This is a genomic window from Cellulomonas telluris (assembly GCF_004886325.1).
GTDB lineage: Bacteria > Actinomycetota > Actinomycetes > Actinomycetales > Cellulomonadaceae > Cellulomonas > Cellulomonas telluris.
Genome location: NZ_QXFN01000002.1, coordinates 551,118 through 572,932, shown reverse-complemented (window position 1 = coordinate 572,932; position 21,815 = coordinate 551,118). Strand labels below are relative to the sequence as shown.

Annotated in this window: 20 protein-coding genes and 1 tRNA gene; 3 read left to right on the top strand and 18 right to left on the bottom strand. The window is 75.8% G+C overall.

From position 1 onward, the window contains the following. Nucleotides 1-26 precede the first annotated feature (26 nt). From FB586_RS07855 to FB586_RS07845, 3 genes are read right to left on the bottom strand one after another with little or no spacing between them, the layout of a single operon-like run. The gene (locus FB586_RS07855) at nucleotides 27-1,034 is read right to left on the bottom strand and encodes an iron chelate uptake ABC transporter family permease subunit (RefSeq protein WP_136518741.1); all 1,008 of its coding nucleotides are present in this window, start codon (nucleotides 1,032-1,034) and stop codon (nucleotides 27-29) included. Beyond that, nucleotides 1,024-2,100: an ABC transporter permease gene (locus tag FB586_RS07850; RefSeq protein ID WP_246036631.1), complete on the bottom strand. Its 1,077-nt coding sequence runs from the start codon at nucleotides 2,098-2,100 to the stop codon at nucleotides 1,024-1,026. The genes FB586_RS07855 and FB586_RS07850 overlap by 11 nt, the downstream gene beginning before the upstream one ends. Then, a complete protein-coding gene (locus FB586_RS07845; protein ID WP_246036630.1) occupies nucleotides 2,097-3,059 on the bottom strand; it encodes a siderophore ABC transporter substrate-binding protein in 963 nt (320 codons plus the stop codon). Before FB586_RS07845 ends, FB586_RS07850 begins: the two co-directional genes overlap by 4 nt. 235 nt (nucleotides 3,060-3,294) lie before the next feature. Here FB586_RS07845 and FB586_RS07840 point away from each other — a divergent pair, with 235 nt between their 5' ends. Continuing rightward, the gene (locus FB586_RS07840; RefSeq protein ID WP_246036629.1) at nucleotides 3,295-3,726 is read left to right on the top strand and encodes a PLD nuclease N-terminal domain-containing protein; all 432 of its coding nucleotides are present in this window, start codon (nucleotides 3,295-3,297) and stop codon (nucleotides 3,724-3,726) included. Nucleotides 3,727-3,785: 59 nt separating this feature from the next. Next, on the top strand, nucleotides 3,786-3,986 hold the full coding sequence (locus tag FB586_RS07835; RefSeq protein ID WP_136518739.1) for a hypothetical protein: 201 nt from the start codon (nucleotides 3,786-3,788) through the stop codon (nucleotides 3,984-3,986). Between the two features lie 3 nt (nucleotides 3,987-3,989). Here the strand turns inward: FB586_RS07835 and FB586_RS07830 are convergent. The 9 genes from FB586_RS07830 to eno all read right to left on the bottom strand — a co-directional run bounded on the left by FB586_RS07830 (nucleotide 3,990) and on the right by eno (nucleotide 13,265). Further along, nucleotides 3,990-4,063, bottom strand: a tRNA-Leu gene (locus tag FB586_RS07830). A 113-nt stretch (nucleotides 4,064-4,176) separates the two neighbouring features. Next, a complete protein-coding gene (locus FB586_RS07825; protein ID WP_370741054.1) occupies nucleotides 4,177-5,706 on the bottom strand; it encodes an NAD(P)/FAD-dependent oxidoreductase in 1,530 nt (509 codons plus the stop codon). An 89-nt stretch (nucleotides 5,707-5,795) separates the two neighbouring features. Continuing rightward, nucleotides 5,796-7,316 carry a hemolysin family protein gene (locus FB586_RS07820; RefSeq protein ID WP_136518738.1) on the bottom strand — a complete coding sequence of 507 codons (1,521 nt, stop codon included), beginning with the start codon at nucleotides 7,314-7,316 and terminating at the stop codon, nucleotides 5,796-5,798. A 136-nt stretch (nucleotides 7,317-7,452) separates the two neighbouring features. After that, nucleotides 7,453-8,694, bottom strand: coding sequence for a hypothetical protein (locus FB586_RS07815; protein ID WP_136518737.1), 1,242 nt, complete (start codon nucleotides 8,692-8,694; stop codon nucleotides 7,453-7,455). After that, entirely contained in the window at nucleotides 8,691-9,020 is a 330-nt protein-coding gene (locus tag FB586_RS07810) for a PadR family transcriptional regulator (RefSeq protein ID WP_136518736.1), read from the bottom strand. The genes FB586_RS07815 and FB586_RS07810 overlap by 4 nt, the downstream gene beginning before the upstream one ends. A gap of 300 nt (nucleotides 9,021-9,320) precedes the next feature. Next, a complete protein-coding gene (locus FB586_RS07805) occupies nucleotides 9,321-10,274 on the bottom strand; it encodes a Ppx/GppA phosphatase family protein (RefSeq protein WP_136518735.1) in 954 nt (317 codons plus the stop codon). 76 nt (nucleotides 10,275-10,350) lie between these two features. Continuing rightward, the gene (locus FB586_RS07800) at nucleotides 10,351-10,842 is read right to left on the bottom strand and encodes a DUF501 domain-containing protein (protein WP_246036655.1); all 492 of its coding nucleotides are present in this window, start codon (nucleotides 10,840-10,842) and stop codon (nucleotides 10,351-10,353) included. A gap of 181 nt (nucleotides 10,843-11,023) precedes the next feature. Then, the gene (locus tag FB586_RS07795; protein WP_246036628.1) at nucleotides 11,024-11,461 is read right to left on the bottom strand and encodes an FtsB family cell division protein; all 438 of its coding nucleotides are present in this window, start codon (nucleotides 11,459-11,461) and stop codon (nucleotides 11,024-11,026) included. Between the two features lie 523 nt (nucleotides 11,462-11,984). Next, nucleotides 11,985-13,265, bottom strand: a complete 1,281-nt coding sequence (gene eno, locus FB586_RS07790; RefSeq protein WP_136518733.1) for a phosphopyruvate hydratase — start codon at nucleotides 13,263-13,265, stop codon at nucleotides 11,985-11,987. Between the two features lie 132 nt (nucleotides 13,266-13,397). Between eno and FB586_RS07785 the strand changes: the two genes are divergently transcribed. Further along, the gene (locus tag FB586_RS07785) at nucleotides 13,398-14,201 is read left to right on the top strand and encodes a putative protein N(5)-glutamine methyltransferase (protein ID WP_136518732.1); all 804 of its coding nucleotides are present in this window, start codon (nucleotides 13,398-13,400) and stop codon (nucleotides 14,199-14,201) included. Nucleotides 14,202-14,240: 39 nt separating this feature from the next. On the opposite strand, the gene FB586_RS07780 is transcribed toward FB586_RS07785, so the two are convergent. From FB586_RS07780 to FB586_RS07750, 6 genes are all read right to left on the bottom strand, one after another. Beyond that, a complete protein-coding gene (locus FB586_RS07780; RefSeq protein WP_136518731.1) occupies nucleotides 14,241-16,268 on the bottom strand; it encodes an endo-1,4-beta-xylanase in 2,028 nt (675 codons plus the stop codon). Between the two features lie 73 nt (nucleotides 16,269-16,341). Further along, the gene (pntB, locus tag FB586_RS07775) at nucleotides 16,342-17,736 is read right to left on the bottom strand and encodes a Re/Si-specific NAD(P)(+) transhydrogenase subunit beta (RefSeq protein WP_136518730.1); all 1,395 of its coding nucleotides are present in this window, start codon (nucleotides 17,734-17,736) and stop codon (nucleotides 16,342-16,344) included. A 4-nt stretch (nucleotides 17,737-17,740) separates the two neighbouring features. Then, the gene (locus FB586_RS07770; protein ID WP_136518729.1) at nucleotides 17,741-19,303 is read right to left on the bottom strand and encodes a Re/Si-specific NAD(P)(+) transhydrogenase subunit alpha; all 1,563 of its coding nucleotides are present in this window, start codon (nucleotides 19,301-19,303) and stop codon (nucleotides 17,741-17,743) included. A gap of 97 nt (nucleotides 19,304-19,400) precedes the next feature. Further along, nucleotides 19,401-20,453, bottom strand: a complete 1,053-nt coding sequence (locus tag FB586_RS19985; RefSeq protein ID WP_246036627.1) for a MazG nucleotide pyrophosphohydrolase domain-containing protein — start codon at nucleotides 20,451-20,453, stop codon at nucleotides 19,401-19,403. After that, entirely contained in the window at nucleotides 20,450-21,082 is a 633-nt protein-coding gene (locus FB586_RS07755; protein ID WP_136518728.1) for a SurA N-terminal domain-containing protein, read from the bottom strand. Before FB586_RS07755 ends, FB586_RS19985 begins: the two co-directional genes overlap by 4 nt. Before the next feature lie 94 nt (nucleotides 21,083-21,176). After that, nucleotides 21,177-21,791: a dihydrofolate reductase family protein gene (locus tag FB586_RS07750; protein ID WP_136518727.1), complete on the bottom strand. Its 615-nt coding sequence runs from the start codon at nucleotides 21,789-21,791 to the stop codon at nucleotides 21,177-21,179. Nucleotides 21,792-21,815: the final 24 nt, after the last annotated feature.

Sequence of the window (21,815 nt, the reverse complement as noted above, 5' to 3'; positions counted from 1 at the left end):
ACGGACGGACGGGGGGACGGACGCGGTCACCGCGCGGCCCCGCGGACGAGCAGGACGAGGAACAGCACCCCGCCGACGAGCTCGATGACGACGCCGAGGCTCGTGTCGAAGCCGAGCGCGTGCTCGAGCACGACCTGCCCGGCGACGAGGAAGAGCGTCGAGACCAGCGCCGCGCCCGGCAGCACCCAGCGGTGCTGGTGCGTGCCGAGCACGACGTACGCGACGTTCGCGACGAGCAGGCCGAGGAACGTCACGGGCCCCACGAGCGCGGTCGACGCGGAGACGAGGACGGCCACGACCACGAGCACCTCCAGCACCGCGCGCCGGTACGGCACGCCGAGGCCCGTCGCGCACTCGCGCCCGAGGGCGAGCACGTCGAGCACGTGCCGGCGGTGCCACGCGAACGCGCACCCCGCGGCGACGAGCGCGGCCGTGATGCCGAGCAGCGTGTCGTCGATCGCGTTGAACGACGCGAACAGCCGGTTGGTGAGGACCGCGAACTCGTTCGGGTCCATGATCCGCTGCAGCATCCCGGACGCGCTGCGCAGCAGCGTGCCGAGCACGACGCCGACGAGCAGCAGCAGGTGCAGCGAGCGCCGCTGCCCCCCGAACAGCCACCCGAACAGAACGACGGCGCACCCGACCATGACGACGACCTGGCCGAGGAACATGCCGGTCGCCGGCAGCGCGGCCAGCGCCGCGCCGCCGAGCACGAACACGAGCACCGTCTGCACGAGGGTGAACATCGCGTCCATGCCCAGCAGCGACGGCGTGAGGATCCGGTTCGCGGTGACGGTCTGGAAGAGCACGGTCGCGACCGCGACCGCGGTCCCGACCACGGCCAGGCCCGCGAGCTTCGTCGCCCGGAACGGCAGGACGAACGACCACGACCCGGTGGCGCCGACCGTGAGGAACGCGGCGGCCGCGACGACGACGAGCGCGGCGAGGACGGTCAGGGCGAGGCCCGGGCGCGCCCGGCGGCGGTCGGCCGCGGGGAGCGCGGTGCCGGCGCGCGCGGCGAGGTCAGCCGACACGACCGGCCCCGGTGTCGCGCCGCAGCAGCAGCCAGAGGAACAGCACCGACCCGACGACGCCGACGACGACGCCCACCGGCACCTCGTACGGGTACCGCACGAGGCGCCCGAGCAGGTCGCACGCGAGCACGAGCGCGGCGCCGAGCGTCGCGACCCACGGCAGCGTGCGGCGCACGTCGTCGCCGCGCAGCAGGCTCACGACGTTCGGCACGACGAGCCCGAGGAACGGCACGACGCCGACGGTGACGACCACGACGGCGGACACGACCGAGACGAGCACCAGCCCGAGCACCATGGTGCGGCGGTGGTCCAGGCCGAGGTTGGTCGTGAAGGCCTCGCCGAGGCCCGCGACCGTGAACCGGTCGGCGGCGACGTACGCGACGACGGCCAGCGCACCGGCGACCCACAGCGTCTCGTAGCGGCCGGCGAGGACGCCCGAGAAGTCGCCCGTCGACCACGCGCCGAGCGCCTGCAGCAGGTCGGTGCGGTAGGCGATGAAGGTGGCGACGGCGGAGACGACCCCGCCCAGCACGATGCCGACGAGCGGCACCACGAGCGGGGAGCGCAGCGGCACGCGGCGCAGCACCGCGAGGAACAGCGCCGTGCCGGCCAGCGCGAAGGCGGTCGCGGCGACGATCTTCGCCGCCACGGGCAGCGCGGGGGCGGCGATCGTGACGACGAGCAGGCCCAGGAGGGCGAACTCCACGGTGCCGGTCGTCGAGGGCTCGGCGAACCGGTTGCGCGCGAGCATCTGCATGATCGTCCCGACGACGGCCGTCGACGCACCCGCCAGCAGCAGCGCCGCCGTGCGTGGCCCGCGGCTCACGGCCACGAGTCCCCACGCGTCGGGGTCGAGGCGCAGCAGGTCGACGGGCCGGACGTCCGCGACCCCGACGAAGAGGCTCACGACCGCGAGCGCCGGCAGCAGCCACGCGGCCGCGACGAGCACCCACCGCCCCCGACGGGGTGCCGGCGCCGCGACCGGTGCCGGGGCGACGGCACGCCGCGGCCCGCCCCCGGCGGGTGCACCGGGGACGGGCCGCGTCGCGGGGGTGGTCGCGGTCACTGCACGCCGAGGGCGGCCGCGATCTCGTCGGTCATGCCCTGCAGCGTCGGCAGGCCGCCGTTGACGACGTACCAGGCCGCGCCGTCGAGGTGGACGACGTGGTCCTGCTGCCACGCGGGGGTGCCGTGCACGAGCGGGTTGTCGAGCACCTGCTCCGCGGCCTGCGACTCCTCGCCGACCGCCGCGTCGCGGTCGAGGACGAACAGCCACTCGGGAGCGGCCTCGGCGACGAACTCGAACGAGACGGCCTCGCCGTGCGTGGCGGCCTCGACGTCCTCGACGGCGGGCACGACGCCCAGCGTGTCGTGCAGGAAGCCGAAGCGCGACCCCGGTCCGTACGCGGTGGCCTTGCCCCCCGCCGTGAGCAGGATGAGGCCCGTGCCGGCGTCCGCCGCGGCGGCGCGCACCTCCTCGATCGACGCGTCGAGGTCGGCGGCCATCTGCGCGACCTCGTCCTCGAGGCCGAAGATCTCGCCGAGCACCTCGCTGTTGGCGACGACGGACCCGTGGAAGTCGGCCCAGTCGTTGGACAGGTCGATCGTCGGCGCGATCTTGTCGAGCTCCGGCAGCGCCTCGGACGAGCGGCCGGCGACGATGATGAGGTCCGGCTCGAGCCCGTTGACGACCTCGTAGTCGGGCTCGAACAGGGTTCCGACGTCGGTGTACTCGTCGCTCGCGTAGGAGGCGAGGTCGCCCGGCAGGTTCTGCTTGGGCAGGCCGGCCACCTCGACGCCGAGGGCGTCGAGCGTCGAGAGCGACGCGAGGTCGAACGTCACGACGGTCTCCGGCTGGAACGGCACCTCCGTCTCGCCCTGGGCGTGGCTGACCGTGACGGTCGTGGGGGCGTCCGTCGCGGGGGTGGCGTCGGCGTCGTCGCTGGCGCCGGCCGTCCCGGCGCACGCGCCGAGGGCGAGGGCGGCGGCGGCGGCGAGGGCCGCGCCGCGCAGGCGGGTGGACACGTGGGTCTCCTGGGGTGGGTGGGACGAGGCCGTGCCCGGTGCGCGCCCCGGCCACAGAGGCGAACCTAACAAAGGCACGCCTAACCTCATAACCTCGTCCACCGTGATGCGCACCACCCCGGCCGCAGCGGCCGGGCGGGGCCGTCCGGGTGACGCAGGGCGGGACGGCCGTGCGGAACGCCCACGGGGACCACCCGCTCGGCGCTACCGTCCCCCCGTCGCCACGCCCGCACCCGTGCCCGTCGGAGGGGACCTCGTGCTGCGCTTCCTGCCGTTCGTCGTCGAGCTCGCCCTGCTCGTCTACTGCCTGATCGACTGCGTCCAGTCCGACGGGGACCGCGTGCGGAACCTGTCCAAGGGCTGGTGGATCGTCCTCATCGTCTTCCTGCCGATCGCCGGCGGGGTCGCGTGGCTGGTCGCCGGCCGTCCGCAGACCCCGCGGCGGGCCGTGCCGTGGCCGTCCACCGCGACGGCAGGCTTCCCCGAGCACGAGCGCCCCCGCCGATTCGGCGAGGACGCCGCCGAGGAGGAGCGCCGCCGCGCCGAGGAGCGACGCTCCGACGCGCTGCACGAGCAGATGCTCCGGGACTGGGAGGCCCAGCTGCGGGCGCGCGAGCAGGCGACCGAGTCGCCCGAGGGCACGCCGCAGCCGCGCGACCCGGCCTGACGGATCCGGCGCCGCGGCGTAGCGTCGAGGGAGCACGCGCCGCCGCACCGGAGGTCCCCATGACGCCCACCGCAGGCGCCGCGGCACCCGCCGCGGACGCCGACGACCCGCGCGAGCACGTCGAGGTCGGGGTGCTGCTGCCCACCGGTCGCCTGGCCGGGCGGCGCTTCGCCTCCCGCACCGAAGCCGAGGCGTGGGCGCGCCCGGAGGACGGCGAGCAGGTGGTCGAGTACAACCTCGTCTGCGACTGCGACATGTAGCGGTGCCCCCGCCGGGGTTCGAACCCGGACTGGACCGGGTTTAAGCCGGTTGCCTCTGCCGGTTGGGCTACGGGGGCGCGGACGCCATCGTGCCAGGCGACGTCGGCGCCCCGCCGGGACGCTGACGCACGACGGCCCCGTGACCGCAGCGGGTCACGGGGCCGTCGTCACGCCCGGCGGGGCGCCGGCGTCACTTCTTCTCGGCGTGCGCGTCGGCCTTCGCGGCCGGCGAGCCCTCCTCCGCCTTGTAGGGCGGCAGCGACTCGGTGGGCTTCGCGCCGTCCGTCGGCGCCGTCTCCTGCGACGTCTGCTCGACCTTCGGCTTCGGCGGCACCGCCGCGGCGCGGAACTCCGCGCGCGGGTCGTGCAGCGAGCCGAGCGCGACGACCTCGCGACGCAGCAGCAGGGCGCCGGTCCAGCCCGCCATGATGCGGATCTTGCGGTTCACGGTCGGCATCGCGAACACGTGGTACGTGCGGTGCAGGACCCACGCGAGGAAGCCGCGGACCTTGATCCGGCCGAACATCTGCGCCACGCCCTTGTACATGCCGAGCGAGGCGACCGCGCCCACGTTCTTGTGCTTGTACGGCGTCGGCTGGCCCGAGCGGAGCACGACGGCGAGGTTGTCGCCGATGTGGTTGCCCTGGCGCAGCGCGTGCTGGGCGTTCGGCGGGCAGGTCTTGCCCGGGTTGAACAGGTCCGGGACGGCGGCGCAGTCACCCGCGGCGTACGCGTCGGCGACGACCGTGCCGTTCTCGTCCGTGACCTGCAGGTACTCGTTCGCGATGACGCGGCCCATCCTGTCCAGCGGCAGGTCCGAGTCCTTGAGCACCGGGTTCGCCTTGACGCCCGCGGTCCACACGACCGTCTCGGCGTCGAACTCGGTGCCGTTCGACAGCACGATGTGCCCGTCGACGCAGGAGTTGAGGAACGTCGACAGGAAGATCTCGATGTTGCGCTTGCGCAGCTGCTCGAGGGTGTAGCCGCCGAGCTCCTCGCTCACCTCGGGGAGGATGCGCGGGCTGCCCTCGACCAGGACGAAGCGCAGCTCCTCCTGCTCGATCTGCCGGTAGTGCTGGACCGCGTAGCGGGCCATGTCCTCGATCTCGGCCAGCGCCTCGATGCCCGCGAAGCCGCCGCCGACGAAGACGAACGTCAGCATCTTCTTGCGCAGCTCGGGGTCCCACGTGCTCGAGGCGACGTCGATGCGGCCCAGCACGTGGTTGCGCAGCGCGATGGCCTCCTCGACGTTCTTGAAGCCGATGCCCTGCTCCGCCAGGCCCGGGATGGGCAGCGTGCGGGCGACCGACCCGAGGCCGACGACGAGGTGGTCGTAGGTGACCCAGTACGGCTCGCCCTCGACCGGGGTGATCTGCACCCGGCGGTTGGCGTGCTCGATCTGCGTGACGTGACCCTGCAGCACGTCGATGCCCTTGAGGGCCCGGCGGTGCGGGGCGACGACGTTGCGCGGGTCGATCGAGCCGGCGGCCGCCTCGGGGAGGAACGGCGCGTACGTCATGTACGGGCGCGGGTCGACGACGACGATCGCCGCGTCCCGCTTGCCCAGGCGCTTGCGCAGCCGGCGGGCGGAGTACAGGCCGACCGTGCCGCCACCGAGGACGACGACGCGCGGGACCTTGCGCGGCTTGCCCTCGGGCGCCGGCATCAGCTTGCCGGACGCGGACGCCGCGCCGACCGCAGGAGTGGACGTCTGAGCCATAGGGCTAACGGTAGGGCCGGTCACGGGCACGCGCGTGCCCGGAGCCCGGTGACGGTGCGCACACCGGCCGGGCCCCGGGCGTGAGGTCGTCAGCCGGCCGCGCCGCGTCCGTCCGCCTCGGAGCGGGCGACCGCGGCCTCGGGCAGGACCTGCTCTGCCCTCCCGCCGGCCTCGTCGGCCGCGGCCGGCGCGTCGTCGTCCCCCCCGCGGTCCGGCGCGTCCTGCGCCTCGGCCAGCCGCTCGACGCGCACCTGCGTGATGCGCCGGCGGTCCACCTCGACGACGACGAGCCGGACCGGCGCGGACGGGGCGGCGTCCTCGCGGTGCTCGCCGACGTCGACCGCGGGGACGTCCACGGCGGCACCGGCGTCGGGGATGCGCCCGAGCGCGGCCAGCACGAACCCGGCGACGGTCTCGTAGGGCCCCTCGGGCAGCGTGACGCCCGTCCGGGAGGCGAACTCCTCGAGCGTCAGGCCCGCGTCGACGGCCTCGCTGCCCACCACGGTGGCGGGCACCAGGTCGTACTCGTCGACGATCTCGCCGACCAGCTCCTCGAGCAGGTCCTCGAGCGTGACGATGCCGTCGGTGCCGCCGTACTCGTCGACGACGACGGCGATGTGCGAGCCCGTGCGGCGCATGAGCGACAGGGTCGGCAGCACCGCGTTCGTGCCGGGCAGCGACAGGATCGGGCGGGTGACGTCCCGCACGGTCGTCGCCGCCACCTCGACGATCGCCTCGACGACACCGGCGCGCCCGTGGGCGTCCGGGTCCTCGTCCGCCTCGCGCACCGCGCGCGCCACGGGCGCCAGCAGGTCGCGCACGTGCACGAAGCCGACGATGTCGTCGAAGTCCTCGCCCGTCACCGGGTAGCGCGAGTACGGCAGGTCGCCGACCGTGCGCGCGGCCTGCGCGATCGGTGCGTCCGCGGCGAGGAACTGCACGTCGCCGCGCGGGCGCATGGCCTCGACGAGCGAGCGGTCACCGGCGGAGAAGACGTCGTCGATGAGCCGGCGCTCGTCCTCCGGCAGGTCGGGGTGGCTGCGGACCAGGTCGCGCAGCTCCTCGTCGGTGATCTGCTCACCGGTCGCCTTCGGGTCGAGGCCGAACAGGCGCACGACGCCGTCGGTGCTCTTCGACAGCAGCCAGATCACCGGGGTCATCGCCACGGCGAACTTGTCGAGGGGCGGCGCCACCGCGAGCGCGACGCGCTGGCTCTGCTGCATCGCGATGCGCTTGGGCACCAGCTCGCCGAGCACGAGCGACAGGTACGCGATGACGAGCGTGAGGACGACGAGCGCGACGCCCTCGGCGGTCCCCCGGTTCAGGCCGAGGGCCTCGAACAGGGGCGCGGCCGACGGCGCGAGCGTCGAGGCGCCGAACGCGGCCGAGAAGAACCCGGCCACGGTGACGCCGATCTGCACGGCCGCGAGGAAGCGGTTCGGGTTGCGCGCCACGGAGGCGACGCGCGCCCCGCGCGCCGACTGCTTCTCGAGCTGGACGAGCTGCGACTCCCGCAGCGAGACCAGGGCGAGCTCGGTGCCGGCGAACACGCCGCCGACGAGGATGAACAGCAGGACGAGGCCGATGTCGGCCCAGGTGTCGGCGGTCATGGCCTTTCCGGGTCATGGGGGGACGGGGACTTCCAGGCTAGGCAAACGACGGCGTCCCGCATCCGGTTCCCGCGCTCCCGCCCCCGGACGCGGAGCCACCCGCCGGTGCCGCGCGCGGCCGGACCGGCGGCGCGGGTCAGCCCGCCGCGCCGCCCGGTGCGTCGTCGCCGGGCTGCGTCGCGTCCGGCTGCGTCGTGTCCGGCGGCGTCGCGTCCGGCGGCGTCGCGTCCGGCGAACCGGCGGCGGGTGGCGTCGACGTGGCCCCGGGGGTCGCGTCCGGCGCGGCCGTCGGGGTCGGGGTGGCGCCCCCCGGTCCGCTCGCCTCCGCGCCCCACGGCTGCACGGCCGGCACCTGCTCGAACGGCCAGGCCGCGGGCAGGAGCTCGTCCTCGCTCCCCGGACGCACGCGCAGCGTCCCGTGCCCCAGGTCGTCCTGCACGGCGCCGATCGGGACCGTCCACAGCGGGTAGGCGTTCCACCGGGGCTTCCCGTCGACGCCCGGGCTGCCGACGCGGTAGGCGTCGGCCGGGACCTCGTCGAGCCACACGGTGCCCTGGGACGCCAGGTCGCCGGCGAACGGCTCCGTCACGACGGGCCGTCCGTCCTGGTCGACGACCTGCGCGCCCTCGAGCGGGCGGCCGTCCGCGTCGTACACGAACAGGTTGGTCGCGTACTCGCCGTCCACGACGACGCCGTCCGCCGGGCTCGCCGCGCGGAGGTCCTGCATCCACCCGTCGCGCTCCCGCTGCTGGGTGGGCAGCCACACCAGGAGCACGACCGCGGCCAGGGCGGCCCCGGCGCTCAGCAGCGACACCACGCCGTGCCACGCGCCGCGCGCGACCCACCGGCCACGTCCCCACTGGACGCTGGCCACGACGGCGGCACCCAGCAGCAGCCAGCCCGGCAGCGACCGGGGCAGCCACCACGGTGTCGCGGGCTCGAGGTCCGTGACCCGCAGGAGGACCTGCGCGACCGCCCACCCGCGCAGCACCCACCACGCCGGGCGCACGGAGACGAGCAGGTCCTCGACGGGCCGCCACCCACGCTTGGCGCGCAGCGCCGCCAGCACGGCGTCGTCGATCGCGAGCGCCTCGCGCCAGCGGCCGGCGAGCGCGTCCCGGAGCGGGTGCCGGGGACGCGCGGGGGCGATGCCGCCGGCGGCACGGAGCTCGGCCGCGTAGGCCTCCGGCGTGCCGAACTCCTCGACGAGCCCGCCGTGGTGCGCCCGCCCGTCGTCGGCGAGGGCGTCCGCGAGGTTGGCCTCGAGCCCGTCGGTCAGGTCGTCCACCTGGTCCGGCTCGAGGTCCGCGAGGGCGGCCCGCACCCGGGCGGCGTAGTCGGCGACGTCCCGCGCGACACCGGCGTCCAGCACGCTCATCGTCCTGCCTCCGTCCCCAGCAGGCGCGACATCGTGCCCGCGAACTCGTCCCAGTCCTTGCGCTGCGCGTCGAGCAGCGCCCGCCCCTGCGCGTTGATGCCGTAGTACTTGCGGTGCGGCCCCTCGTCGCTCGGCACGACGTACGACGTCAGGGCGCCCGACGCGTAGAGGCGCCGGAGCGTCCCGTAGACCGACGCGTCGCCGACCTCCTCGATGCCGGCGGCGCGGAGCCGGCGCACGACGTCGTAGCCGTACCCGTCCTCCTCGGCGACGACGGCCAGCACGGCCACGTCGAGGACGCCCTTGAGCAGCTGCGTGGTGTCCACGCGACCTCCGCTCCCCCGCTCGCGCGGGACGTGTGGTGCGGGCGCCCCTCCAGCGCCCGCGCACCGCACACTACTGCGTGATCCACACTACCGTCCAGCAGGCAGCACCCGTCCGCTCCCGCGCCGGCCGCCCGCGGCCCCTCGCAGGACCACCCGCCGAGTTCGCCAGTCCGCCTCGAGATCGCCAGGCGCGCGTGGCGAACTCGAGCCCGAGTGGCGAACTCGGCGCGGGTGACGCGCCGCTCGGGGCGTCCGGCCCGGGCGGGAGGCCGAGCCGGGGTGGCGCGCCCGGTCGGGCGGTCAGCGCTCGGCGACGCTCCAGGCGATGCCGTCGAGGATGTCGTGCTCCGACGTCACGACGTGCCTGAGGGCACCGCCGGCCGCCTCGACCTCGTCCCGGACGCGCCGGACGACCTCGCGCCACACCAGGGCGCCCGCGCCGATCACGTCGACGCGTCCCGGGTGCAGGTACGGGAGCTCCGAGCGCTGCGCGCGGGTGCGGTGCAGCAGGTCCTCGCACGCGGCCAGGACGTCGTCGACCGGCAGCCGCGAGCCGTCGATGTGCTCGCGCTGGTACGCCGGCAGGCGCAGCGCGTGCGCGGTGATCGTCGTGATCGAGCCGGCCAGCCCCACGAGCGTCACGGTGCGGCCCAGCGGCACGACCGCGGCCGCCGCGTCGAGCGCGGCGCGCACGTCCGCCGTGGCGGCGGCGACCTCGTCCTGCGTCGGCGGGTCGGTGTGCAGGTGGCGCTCGGTCATGCGCACCGACCCGACGTCCATGGACAGGGCCGCCTCGGGCGCGTCCGTGCCGAGCACGAGCTCGGTGGAGCCGCCGCCCAGGTCGACGACCAGGAACGGGCCGTCGAACCGGCTCGCGAGCACGCCCGTCGCCCCGCGGAACGACAGCCGCGCCTCCTCGTCGCCGCCGACGACCTCGGGCTCGACGCCCAGGGCGTCGCGCACCCCGGTGACGAAGTCCGCGCGGTTCTCGGCGTCGCGCGTGGCAGACGTCGCGACGAACCGGATCGCCTCCACCCCGAGGTCGGTGCACACGTCGTGGTACCGACGTGCCGCGTCGAGCGTGCGGGCCAGGGCCTCGGGCGCGAGCCGCCCCGTGCGGTCGACGCCCTGGCCCAGGCGCACGACCTCGTTGCTGCGCTCCAGGTCGACCAGCGTGCCGGCCCCGGGGTCGACGTCCGCGACGAGCAGACGGATGGAGTTGGTCCCGCAGTCGATGGCAGCCACACGCGTCACCGGCACATCGTGTCATCCCGTCCGGGCGCGGTCGTGCCGGGCGCGGCGGCCGGTGCGCGCCCGCGACGACGCCGGCTCAGCAGGTGCAGCGGTCCGGACGCCACCGGTCGGCGACGAGCGCGAGCACCTCGTCGCCCACCGGGTTCACGCCCGGCCCGGCGGCGAGCGCGTGCGCGACGAGCACGTGCAGGCACTTCACCCGGTGCGGCATGCCGCCCGCGGAGATGCCCGCGATCTCCGGGACGTGCGCGATGGCCTCCCGGTCCGCGAGGTACGCCTCGTGCGCGCGGCGGTGGCCCGCCGCGAGCTCCTCGTCCTCCGCCAAACGCGCCGTCAGCTCCTTCATGTACCCGCCGGCCTCGACCGTGCTCACCGCCGCGACGGCCTGCGGGCTGGTCAGGTAGTAGGTGGTCGGGAACGGCGTGCCGTCGTCCAGGCGGGGCGCGGTCCGCACCACGAGGGGGCGTCCGCACACGCACCGCGCGGCGATGCCGACGACGCCCCGCGGCGGACGGCCGAGCTGCTCGGTGAGGACCTGGACGTCCCGGTCCGTGACGTCCGCGGCCACCCGCGCGGAGGCGCCGCCCGCGGGACCGGCGGACGGGCCGGGCGTGTCGCGGTGCGCGGTGGGGTCCGGGATCGGCGAGTCAGCGGGCACGGGGCGTTCCTGTCGTCGCGGTGGTGCGGGGACCGTCCATTGTCGCCGATGCCGCGACGGCACCGAGCGTCCGTGGTGCGCGGCGCGCGCCTCAGGGCGCGGGGGTCGTGGGCGCGGGCGGCGCGGTGGACGTCGGCGCCGGGTCGGCCTCGTCCCGCGCGGCCGGCACCTGCGTGCCGCCGGCCTGCTGCACGGACTCCCACACGGTGCTGTACCAGGGCCGGGTCGAGCCCTCGACCGTGGCCGGCGACCCGGGCTCGGGGTCGGGCGCCGCCGGCGCCGCCTCGGGGTCGACGACGCGGTACGCCGTCTCCCCCGGCATGACGAACGACAGCCGCTCGCGCGCCTGCGCCATCACGTACGCGTCGTCGTCCCAGCGCCGCAGCTCGGCCTCGAGGTCCTCGTTGTGCTCGAGCGCGGCGGCGTGCTCCTCGCGCAGCGCCTCCACCTCCGCGCGCTGGTGCAGGAACGAGCTGAGCGTCGGGTACACGAGCACGAACGCGAGCAGCACGACCAGGGAGAACACCATGGTCCGCACGGTGAACATGCGCGGGACCGGCACCTGGGAGCGCGCCGCCCGCGGGGTGCCGCGCGGCGGCGTCCCCGGTCGGGAGCCCGGACCGGGCCCGCCTGCGGGGCGGCCCGCGGGACGGTTGCCGCCGGGGCGGCTCGACGCGCCCGGGAGGGGGGCGACCTTCGGCACGGGACCGGACCGCGGTGCGGCCGGCCGGCCGGTGCGCGGTGCGCCGGTGCGCCCGGGCGACGCGGGGCGCGCCGCACCGGTGCCGCGGCCGGTGTGCGGGACCGGGCCGGACGGCGTCTGCTCGCGCGCGGGCCGGCGTCCGGGCCCACCGGGCCCACCGGGCACGACGGGACGACGGGGCGCGGGCATGGGCCCGATTGTGCCGCCGGGGCCCGGCTTCCGCGCGGACGCCGCGCCCGGCGCCGGCGCCTGTGCACGGAACCTTTACGTCCGGGACGGTCCGCGGACGCCGACGCCCGGCCCGCCACGAGGGCGGACCGGGCGTCGGTGCGGGCTGCGTCGCGGGACGTCAGGCCTGGAAGCGCGGGAAGGCGCTGCGACCGGCGTAGACACCGGCGTCGTCCAGCTCCTCCTCGATGCGCAGGAGCTGGTTGTACTTGTTGATGCGCTCGCCGCGGGCGGGCGCACCGGTCTTGATCTGGCCGGCGTTCGTCGCGACGGACAGGTCCGCGATCGTCGTGTCCTCGGTCTCGCCGGAGCGGTGCGAGGTCATCGTGGTGAAGCCGGAGCGCTGCGCCAGCGTCACCGCGTCGAGCGTCTCGGTGAGCGTGCCGATCTGGTTGAGCTTGACGAGCAGCGAGTTCGCGGCCTTGAGCGCGATGCCCTTGGCGAGGCGCTCCGGGTTGGTGACGAACAGGTCGTCGCCGACGATCTGCACCTTGTCGCCGACCTTGCCGACGAGCTCGGCCCACGAGTCCCACTCGTCCTCGGACAGCGGGTCCTCGATCGAGACCAGCGGGTAGTCCGCGACGAGCTGCTCGTAGAACGCGATCATCTCGGCGGGCGTCTTCGCGGCGCCCTCGAACTGGTACGCGCCGTCCTTGAAGAACTCGGTCGACGCGACGTCGAGCGCGAGCGCGACGTCCTGGCCGGGCACGAAGCCGGCCTTCTCGATCGCGACGAGGATGAGGTCGAGCGCCTCGCGGTTCGAGCCCAGGTTGGGGGCGAAGCCGCCCTCGTCGCCGAGGCCCGTCGCCAGGCCCTTGCCCTTCAGCACGGACTTGAGGGAGTGGTACACCTCGGTGCCGGTGCGCAGCGCCTCGCGGAACGTCGTGGCGCCGATCGGGGCGACCATGAACTCCTGGATGTCGACGTTCGAGTCCGCGTGCGACCCGCCGTTGAGGATGTTCATCATCGGCACGGGCAGCACGTGCGCGTTGGGGCCGCCGACGTAGCGGAACAGCGGCAGCTCGGCCGAGTCGGCCGCGGCCTTCGCCACGGCGAGCGAGACGCCGAGGATCGCGTTCGCGCCGAGCTTGCCCTTGTTGGGCGTGCCGTCGAGGTCGATGAGGGCCTGGTCGACCAGGCGCTGCTCGGAGGCCTCGAAGCCGATGAGCTCCGGGGCGATGTCGTCGATCACCGCGTTGACCGCGCCCTCGACACCCTTGCCGCCGTAGCGGGGGTTGTCGGAGTCGCGGCGCTCGACGGCCTCGAACGCGCCGGTGGAGGCGCCCGAGGGGACGGCCGCACGGGCGAGGGTGCCGTCGTCGAGGGCGACCTCGACCTCGACAGTGGGGTTGCCGCGCGAGTCCAGGATCTCGCGGGCGCCGACGGCCTCGATGCTGGCCATGGGTGCTCCTTCGACAGACGGGTGGGTATGCGACCTCAGCCTAGTGGGCACCCGCGGCCGTGCCCGGGGGACCTTCGGCTGGCGGACGGCGCCCCCGTGACCAGCGCGGACGCGCGGTGGGACGATCCGGGGATGACCTCCTCCGCCGGCCGCGGCACGGCACCCGGTCCGGACCCGCTCGTCGCGCGCCTGCGGGCGGCGGGCTGCGTGTTCGCCGAGGAGGAGGCGGACCTGCTGCGCGCGGCGGCCGCCGAGGGCGGGGACCTCGACGTGCTCACCGCCCGCCGCGTCGCCGGCGAGCCGCTGGAGACCGTGCTCGGCTGGGTCGCGTTCTCCGGGCGCCGGGTGGCCGTGGGCCCGGGCGTGTTCGTCCCGCGCCGGCGCACCGAGCTGCTGGCCCGCACGGCGGTGGGGCTCGCACGCGCGTCGGGCCCGGCCCCCGTGGTGGTCGAGCTGTGCTGCGGCGTCGCCGCGGTCGCGGCGGTCGTCGCGCAGGACGTCCCCGGGGCGCGCGTGCACGCCGCGGACGTCGACCCCGCCGCCGTGCGCTGGGCGGCCGTGAACCTGACGGGGCGTGGGACGGCCACCGCCGGCGACCTGTTCGACGCCCTGCCGGCGGACCTGCGCGGCGGGGTCGACGTGCTGGTCGCGAACGCGCCGTACGTGCCGACCCGCGCGGTCGCGACGATGCCCGTCGAGTCGCGTGCGCACGAGCCGCGGGCCGCGGTCGACGGCGGGGCCGACGGCGTCGACGTCCAGCGCCGGCTCCTCGCGGGCGCCGACGCGTGGGTGCGACCCGGCGGGCACGTCGCCGTGGAGACCGGCGAGCACCAGGCACCGGTGACGGCCGGGGCCTTCCCGCGCGGCTGGGACGTCCGCGTGCTGCGCGACGAGGACCTCGACGCGACCGTCGTCGTCGGGTCCCGCCCCGCCTGACGGCCTGCGCGGGACCCGCGTTCCCGGCGTCCGGACCCGTCAGGCCTGCTCGCACACCCTGCCGTTGAGCACGAAGGCCGTCGGGCGGCCCACCTCGCCCTGGTGGCTGCCGTTGAAGCCGATGTCGACGGAGCCGCCGGACGGGATGCGCGCGTTCCAGCCGGCGTCCTGCGCGGAGATCTCCATGCCCGTCTGCCACCAGGTGGCGCTCCACCCCTGCACGAGCCGCTGGTCGCTGCGCGGCGTCGCGAAGCGCAGCGTCCAGCCGTCCACCGAGCCGCCGGTCACGGTGACCCGGAGCAGGGCCGTGTACCCGGTCGGCCAGCTGTGCGTCCGCCAGGCGACCCGGCACGCGGCGAACTGCGGCAGCGGCGGCGGTGTCGTCACGGTCGGGCTGGGCGGCGGCGGGATCGGGGTCGTGGAGGTGGGCGTCGGGGTCGGCGCGGTCGGCGTGGGGGTCGGCGTCGACCCGATCCGCGACGGGTCGACGAGCCCCCAGTACGCCGGCTTGGCCTGGAGCGCGCCGTCGAACAGCAGCGGGGCCGCCCCCGCCCGCAGCCACGTCCGGCTGTCCTCGAGCCCCCACACCGTGACCGACTCCAGCGCCGCCGCGTGCCGGCGCAGCATCGCCAGCAGGTCGCGGTAGTAGTACCCCTGCTCGAGCAGGCGGTCCGCGGGCGGCGTCGCCCACGACTCGCCGGCGTGCCGGTACGTCGAGACGTCGAGCTCCGTGACGGCCTGGCGCACGCCCAGCGGCTCGAACGCGGTGATCGTCGCCTCCGCCATGGCGATCGACCGTCCGACCTCGACGTGCAGCTGGTGACCGACCCCGTCGACGGGCACGCCCTGCGCGAGCAGGTCGGTGACGAGCCGCAGGTACGGCGCCCGCTTGTCGGGGTACTCGGTGTTGTAGTCGTTGACGAAGAGCTGCACCTCCGGCCCGAACGCGTCCCGCGCGTACCGGAAGGCGTCGGCCACGTACGACGGCCCGAGCACGCGGTACCACTCGCTGCGCCGCATCCCGTCGGGCTGCGTCTCGTCGACCACCTCGTTGACCACGTCGAACGCGAGCACCGGGTTGCCGGGGGTGCCGAACTCGCCGTAGCGGTCCCGCAGGTGGTCGGCGACGGCCTCGACGTGGGTGCGCAGCCGCTCCCGGAGCAGGGCCTGGGCGTCCGCGGAGGTGGTCAGGGGCGTGCCGTCGGGCCCCTGGAAGAACCACGCGGGCGTCTGCTGGTGCCACAGCAGGGTGTGGCCGTGCACGCGCACGTCGTGCGCCACGGCCCAGTCGAGCAGCCGGTCGGCGGCGTCGAACGTGAAGGTGCCCTCGGTGGGCTGCACCGCGTCGGGCTTGAGCTGGTTGCCCGGGGTGATCTGGGCCGCGTGGTGCGCGAGCAGGTCCCCGCGGCCGCCCAGCAGGTCGACCGGCTCGACCGCGATGCCGAACGGGAAGTCGTCCGCGAGCGCGTCCGCGACCGACGGCAGCGACAGGTCGGGCGTGTGGCGGACCCCGCTGACGAGGACGTCGTCGACCAGCAGGTCGGTCGGCGAGGACGTCGACTCGACGTACAGGGACGCGGTGTCGAACTCCCCCGGCACGTAGGTGCCGAGCACCTGCGTCCACGCGTCGCCCGTCACCCCGGCGACGGTGGTGACCGTGTCGTACGACGACGTGCCGCCGGTGTCGCGCTGGACGGACACCCGCAGGTCCGCCGCCGGCGCCCCGGCCGGCAGGCGCAGCCAGAGGCCGATCGTGTACGAGGTGCCGGGCTCGAACGCGTCGGTCACGTCGACGGCGGCGCCGTCCCAGGGGTCCGTGCGCCCGGTGACGAGCAGGCTGTGCGTGCCGCGGGGTCCGTGCTCGGCGGTGCGCGTCACGCTCGCCGCACCGCGCGCCCCCCACCCGTCGAGGCCCGACTCGAAGTCGCTGCTCAGCACGACCGCCGGAGACAGCGCGCCGGACGGCTGCGCGAGCGGCGCGACGAGGACGAGCGCCGCGACGCCCGCGACGGCGAGCACGGCGGCGACGAGGGTGCGGGCGCGTGCGGCGGCGGTGACGTGCGGCATGCCGCGGACGCTAGGCGCGCGCGCAGGGGTGCGCCCAGGGGTGAACCGTTTCCGCCCTCGCGGGCCTCCCGGCTCAGCCGACCGGGACCGCCGCCAGGATGCGCTCCACCTGGTCCTTCGCGTCGCCGAAGAGCATCACCGTGTTCTCCCCGAAGAACAGCGGGTTCTGCACGCCCGCGTACCCGGTGGCCATCGACCGCTTGAACACGACGACCTGCTTCGCCTTCCAGACCTCGAGGACCGGCATGCCGGCGATCGGCGAGGACGGGTCGTCGAGCGCGGCGGGGTTGACCGTGTCGTTGGCGCCGATGACGAGGACCACGTCGGTGGCGGCCAGGTCGTCGTCGATCTCGTCCATCTCGAGGACGATGTCGTACGGCACCTTGGCCTCGGCGAGCAGGACGTTCATGTGGCCCGGCAGGCGCCCCGCGACCGGGTGCACCGCGAACCGCACGTCGACGCCCTGCGCCCGCAGGCGGGACGTCAGCTCCGCGACGGGGTACTGGGCCTTGGCCACGGCCATGCCGTAGCCCGGGGTGATGACGACCGACCGGGCGGTGCGCAGCATCTCGGCGACCTCGGCGGCGGTCGTCTCGCGGTGCTCGCCCTGCTCGCCCGCACCGGCCGCCGGCGTCGTCCCGCCCTCGGTGCCGTACCCGCCGAGGATCACGGAGACGAACGACCGGTTCATCGCGCGGCACATGAGGTAGGACAGGATCGCGCCGGACGAGCCCACGAGGGCGCCGACGACGATGAGCAGGTCGTTGCCGAGCATGAAGCCGGCTGCGGCGGCCGCCCAGCCCGAGTACGAGTTCAACATCGAGACGACGACGGGCATGTCGCCGCCGCCGATCGCCGCGACGAGGTGCCAGCCGAGCGCGAGGGCCACCACGGTCATGAGGGCGAGCGGCAGCACGGACGGCGCGGCGAGGAACCACGCGAGGAGACCCGCGCAGACCACGAGGGCCGCGAGGTTGAGCAGGTTGCGCCCGGGCAGTGCCAGCGGCGCCGACCGGATCCGGCCGGAGAGCTTGAGGTACGCGACGACCGAGCCCGTGAACGTCACCGCGCCGATGAGCACGCCGAGGAACACCTCGACCAGGTGCACGGCGTCCGGCTCCCCGGTCAGGAAGGAGTTGTAGCCGACGAGCACCGCCGCGAGCCCGACGAACGAGTGCAGGATCGCGATCATCTCCGGCATCTGCGTCATCTCGACGTGCCGCGCGCGCCACGTGCCGACGACCGCGCCGATCGCGAGCGCCATCGCGATGAGCAGGAGAGTGACCGGGACGGGGCGCTCGGACACGTCGGCGGCCAGCAGCACGGTCGCGAGCAGGGCCAGGCCCATGCCGGCCATGCCCGCCAGGTTGCCGCGGCGGGCCGTCTCCTGGGTGCTCAGCCCGGCGAGGGACAGGACGAACAGGAGCGCGGCGACCAGGTACACGGCCTGCGCCAGGGACGTCAGCACGGCGTCAGGCCTCCTTGCGGAACATGGTGATCATGCGGTTCGCCACCAGGAAGCCGCCGAAGATGTTGATCGCCGCCACCGTCGCCGCCACGAACGCCAGGCCCGTCACGACCCACGAGTCGTCGCCGATCTGCAGCAGCGCGCCGACGAGGATGATCCCGCTGATCGCGTTCGTGGTGGCCATGAGCGGCGTGTGCAGCGCGTGGCTGACGTGCGAGATGACGTAGTAGCCGACGACGACCGCGAGCGCGAACACGGTGGCGTGCCCGACGAACGACGCGGGCGCGAGGGTGAGCGCGAGCGTAGCGAGCACCGCGCCGAGCGCGTACAGGACGCTGCGCCGCTGCGACCGGCGCCGCGCGTCGGACGCCACCGCGGCGGCGCGGGCGGCCGCCTGCTCGGGCGTCCCGACGGGCGCCGCGGCCGGGGCCGGCGCCGGCGCGGACACCGCGACGGGCGGCGGCGGCCACAGCACCGCCCCGTCGTGCGCGACGGTGAGGCCGCGCTGCACCGGGTCCTCCAGGTCGAGCACGGGCACGCCGTCCCGGCCGGGGGTGAGCAGCGCCATCAGGTGGACGACGTTCGTGCCGAACAGCTGCGACGTGTGCTGCGGCATGCGGCTCGGCAGGTCGGTCCAGCCGAGCACGACGACGCCGCCGGGGGTGACGACGCGCTCGCCGGGCACGGTCAGCTCGCAGTTGCCCCCGCCGGACGCGGCGAGGTCCACGACCACCGACCCGGGGCGCATCGCGGCGACCATCTGCGCCGTGACCGTCCGCGGCGCGCGGCCCCGCACGAGCGCGGTGGTCACGACGACGTCCGCCCAGGCCGTCTGCTCGGCGTACATCGCCGCGGTCAGCCGCTCCTGGTCGGCGGTGAGCTCGCGCGCGTACCCGTCGGCCGAGACCTCCTGCGCGGCGCCGTCGGCCCGCACCACCCGCGCGCCCATCGACTCGATCTGCTCGGCCGCCTCGGGCCGGACGTCGAACGCGCGGACCTCGGCTCCCAGGCTGACGGCCGTGCCGACGGCCGCGAGCCCGGCGACACCGGCGCCGATGACGAACACGCGGGCCGGGGGCGTCTTGCCCGCCGCGGTGACCTGCCCGGCGAACATGCCGCCGTACGCCTCGGCGGCCTCGATCACGGCCCGGTACCCGGCGACGTTGGACAGCGTCGAGAGCACGTCGAGCGCCTGGGCGCGCGAGATGCGCGGCACGGCGTCCAGCGCGAGGCCCGTCAGCCCGCGGGACGCGAGGCGGTCCGCGACGCCGGGGTCCTGGTACGGCTGCATCATCGCGACGAGCGTCCCGCCGGGCCGCATGGCCTCGAGGTCCTGCTCGCGCGGCGCGTGCACGGCCGTGACGACGTCGGCGGCCCAGACCTCGCGCGCGTCGGCGACCCGGGCGCCGGCGGCGGCGTAGGCGTCGTCGCCGAACGTGGCCCCCTCCCCGGCGCCGCGCTCGACGACCACGTCGTACCCCAGGTCGCGCAGCGCGCCGACGGTGCGGGGCGTCGCGGCGACGAGCCGCTCCCCCGGCCGGTGCTCGCGGGGGACGCCGATCCTCATGCCAGCTCCTCGTGCTCGCGTCGTCCGGGCGGCCGCCCGGCGTGCTCATCGTGGCCGCGGGCGCGTGCCGTGACCCCGGACCTCGGTCCCGGCCGGCCTACCTCCAGGGCGTCGGGCCCGCGCCGGTGTCGCCGCGCTCTGCCGCACGGAGGCCGACCTCCCACGCGGCGGCGGCACGGCGCAGTGCGCCCTCCGCGTCCACGCCCTCGCGCTCGGCCTCCAGCACGAGCGCGAGCAGCCGCGCACCCAGGGCCGAGTCGCGCTCGTCCGGGTCGGGGGCCGCGCCGACCACGGCGCCGACGGCGGCCTCGACGTCAGGCACGCCGCCGGTCACGGCGCTGACGGCCGCCTCGACGTCGGGGGTGTCGGCGGGGTCCAGGGGCTCGTCGTCCGCGGGTCGCCCGGTGGCTGCGACGGCGTCGTCACCGATCCCGTCCACGGCGGCGGCCCGGGGTGCGGACGCGAGGTCCTCCGCCGACGCCGGCGCCGGCGCGGTCAGGTCCGCCCGGTCGTCCGGCGCCGGGGCCTCGAGGTCGAGCAGACCCGCCCGCACCGCCTTGCCGGCCACCTTCTGCGTCCGCGCGAGCGACCCGAGCGACGCCGGCACCCCGTCGAGCGCCGACGCCCGGGCCGGCTTCTCGGCGCGCTTCGCGTCGTCCCAGCGCCGGTGCAGGTCGGCGGCGCCGGGTCCGTCGGCCCCCGGCGCGTCGCCACCGGGCCCGTCCGTGCGCGGCCCGTCCTCGCCGGACCCGTCCGTGCCGGGCCCGTCCTCTCGGAACACGTGCGGGTGGCGCCGGACGAGCTTCGCGACGAGCCGGTCCGCGACCTCCGCGACGTCGAACGGGTCCTGCGCGTCGTCCTGCGCCACGCGGGCGTGGAACACGACCTGGAGCAGCACGTCGCCGAGCTCCTCGCGCAGCCCCTCCCGGTCGCCTGCGTCCACGGCCTCCGCGAGCTCGTGGACCTCCTCCAGCGCGTACGGCACGAGGCTCGCGTGCGTCTGCTCGGCGTCCCACCGGCACCCGCCCGGTGAGCGGAGCCGGTCCATCACCGCGACGAGCCGCCCGAACGCCGCAGCGGCGCGCTCCTCCGGGGCGACGTGCTCGGGTGCCGTGGGCGTGCCCGCCGCCCGCCGCCCGGACGGGCTCATCGCGCGGTCGGCGTCGGCGCGGGGGTGGAGCCCTCGCCCGGCCCGTCCTGACCGCCGCCTGCGGCGCGGCCGCCCTCGGGCACCACCCAGGACGGCCGTGCCGGGGGCGTCACCACGGCCTCCTCGAACGTGCCGAAGCGGGGGTTGACCTCGACGTCGGCCTCGGCCACGCGCTGCCGGTACTCGTCCGCCGCGGCCTGCGCGTCCGGCGCGCCCTGCAGCGCCTCGACCGCGAGCGAGTACCGCGCCACCGCGACGGCACCGTCGCCGAACCGCAGGTCGGCGGCCCCCTCGCCGAGCTGCTGCTCCGCGGCGCGATCCAGGAAGGCGCGGGCCTGCTCGTCGCTGACGCCCAGACCCCGCTCGGCCGCGACCTGCGTGAGGATCGGCTCGGTGACCAGGATCGTCAGGACGTCCTGCGTCGTCGCGCCCGGGAACAGGGGCCGCAGGTCCTCCTGCGCGGAGGCCAGCACGTCCGTGGCGATCGCCTCCCCGTCCACGACCGCCGCCGCGCCGGGCTGCGCCGAGCACGCCCCCAGCACACCCGTGACCGTCAGGGCCGCGGCCAGCGCCGCCGTCGTGCGGGCGTGCGCCCGTCGTCCCGTCCGCGTGCCTCGTCGCACCGTCACCAGAGCCTCCCGTCGTCGGAAGTCGTCCCTCGACCGCGGCCATCGTAGGGGGCGCGGACGGGGCCGCCGTCCTCCGGGCGGGTGCGCCCGCCCGTCACGCGCCGGGCACGTGCGCCGTCACGTCGTCATCGCCCGCGGCCGCCGGGGCGCGGTCGGCGGCGGCGTACACGAGCCGGACCACGCCGGTGGGGTACGCGTCCGAGCGGAGCAGCGTCAGCGGGACGACCGGTCCCTCGTCCGTGAAGAGCTTCTCGCCCTTCTGCGCCAGCACCGGGTGGACGAGCAGGCGCAGCTCGTCGAGGACCCCGCCCGCCAGGAGCTGGCGGACCACCGACAGCGAGCCGGGCACGAGCACCTTGTGCACGCCGTCGTCGGCGCGCAGCGCGCGGACGGCCTCGACGAGGTCGCCCTCGACACGCTCCACGTTGCGCCAGCCCAGGTCCTGGTCGCCGTGCGTGGCGACGAGCTTGCGGGTGTCGCCGAGGCGCGCCGCGAAGGGCGCGTCCTCGCCGCCCTCGGCCTCCCGCTGCGGCCACGCCCCCGCGAAGCTCTCGTACGTGGTGCGCCCGAGCAGCAGCACGTCGGCGCCCTCGTAGTCCTCGTCCACCGCGGCACCCATGTGCTCGTCGAAGTACGGGAAGTGCCAGTCGGGGTCGATCTCCGCGACGCCGTCGAGGGAGACGAAGAGGGTGGAGACGACAGAGGCCATGGGGTTGCTCCCGAGGTCGGCGGC

Excerpts from the sequence above, each read along its gene's own strand:
- FB586_RS07835 (WP_136518739.1), top strand. The coding sequence starts at position 3,786 with ATGACGCCCACCGCAGGCGCCGCGGCACCCGCCGCGGACGCCGACGAC.
- FB586_RS07825 (WP_370741054.1), bottom strand. The coding sequence starts at position 5,706 with ATGGCTCAGACGTCCACTCCTGCGGTCGGCGCGGCGTCCGCGTCCGGC.
- FB586_RS07820 (WP_136518738.1), bottom strand. The coding sequence starts at position 7,316 with ATGACCGCCGACACCTGGGCCGACATCGGCCTCGTCCTGCTGTTCATC.
- FB586_RS07815 (WP_136518737.1), bottom strand. The coding sequence starts at position 8,694 with ATGAGCGTGCTGGACGCCGGTGTCGCGCGGGACGTCGCCGACTACGCC.
- FB586_RS07795 (WP_246036628.1), bottom strand. The coding sequence starts at position 11,461 with ATGGTGTTCTCCCTGGTCGTGCTGCTCGCGTTCGTGCTCGTGTACCCG.
- eno (WP_136518733.1), bottom strand. The coding sequence starts at position 13,265 with ATGGCCAGCATCGAGGCCGTCGGCGCCCGCGAGATCCTGGACTCGCGC.
- FB586_RS07785 (WP_136518732.1), top strand. The coding sequence starts at position 13,398 with ATGACCTCCTCCGCCGGCCGCGGCACGGCACCCGGTCCGGACCCGCTC.
- FB586_RS07780 (WP_136518731.1), bottom strand. The coding sequence starts at position 16,268 with ATGCCGCACGTCACCGCCGCCGCACGCGCCCGCACCCTCGTCGCCGCC.
- FB586_RS07770 (WP_136518729.1), bottom strand. The coding sequence starts at position 19,303 with ATGAGGATCGGCGTCCCCCGCGAGCACCGGCCGGGGGAGCGGCTCGTC.
- FB586_RS19985 (WP_246036627.1), bottom strand. The coding sequence starts at position 20,453 with ATGAGCCCGTCCGGGCGGCGGGCGGCGGGCACGCCCACGGCACCCGAG.
- FB586_RS07750 (WP_136518727.1), bottom strand. The coding sequence starts at position 21,791 with ATGGCCTCTGTCGTCTCCACCCTCTTCGTCTCCCTCGACGGCGTCGCG.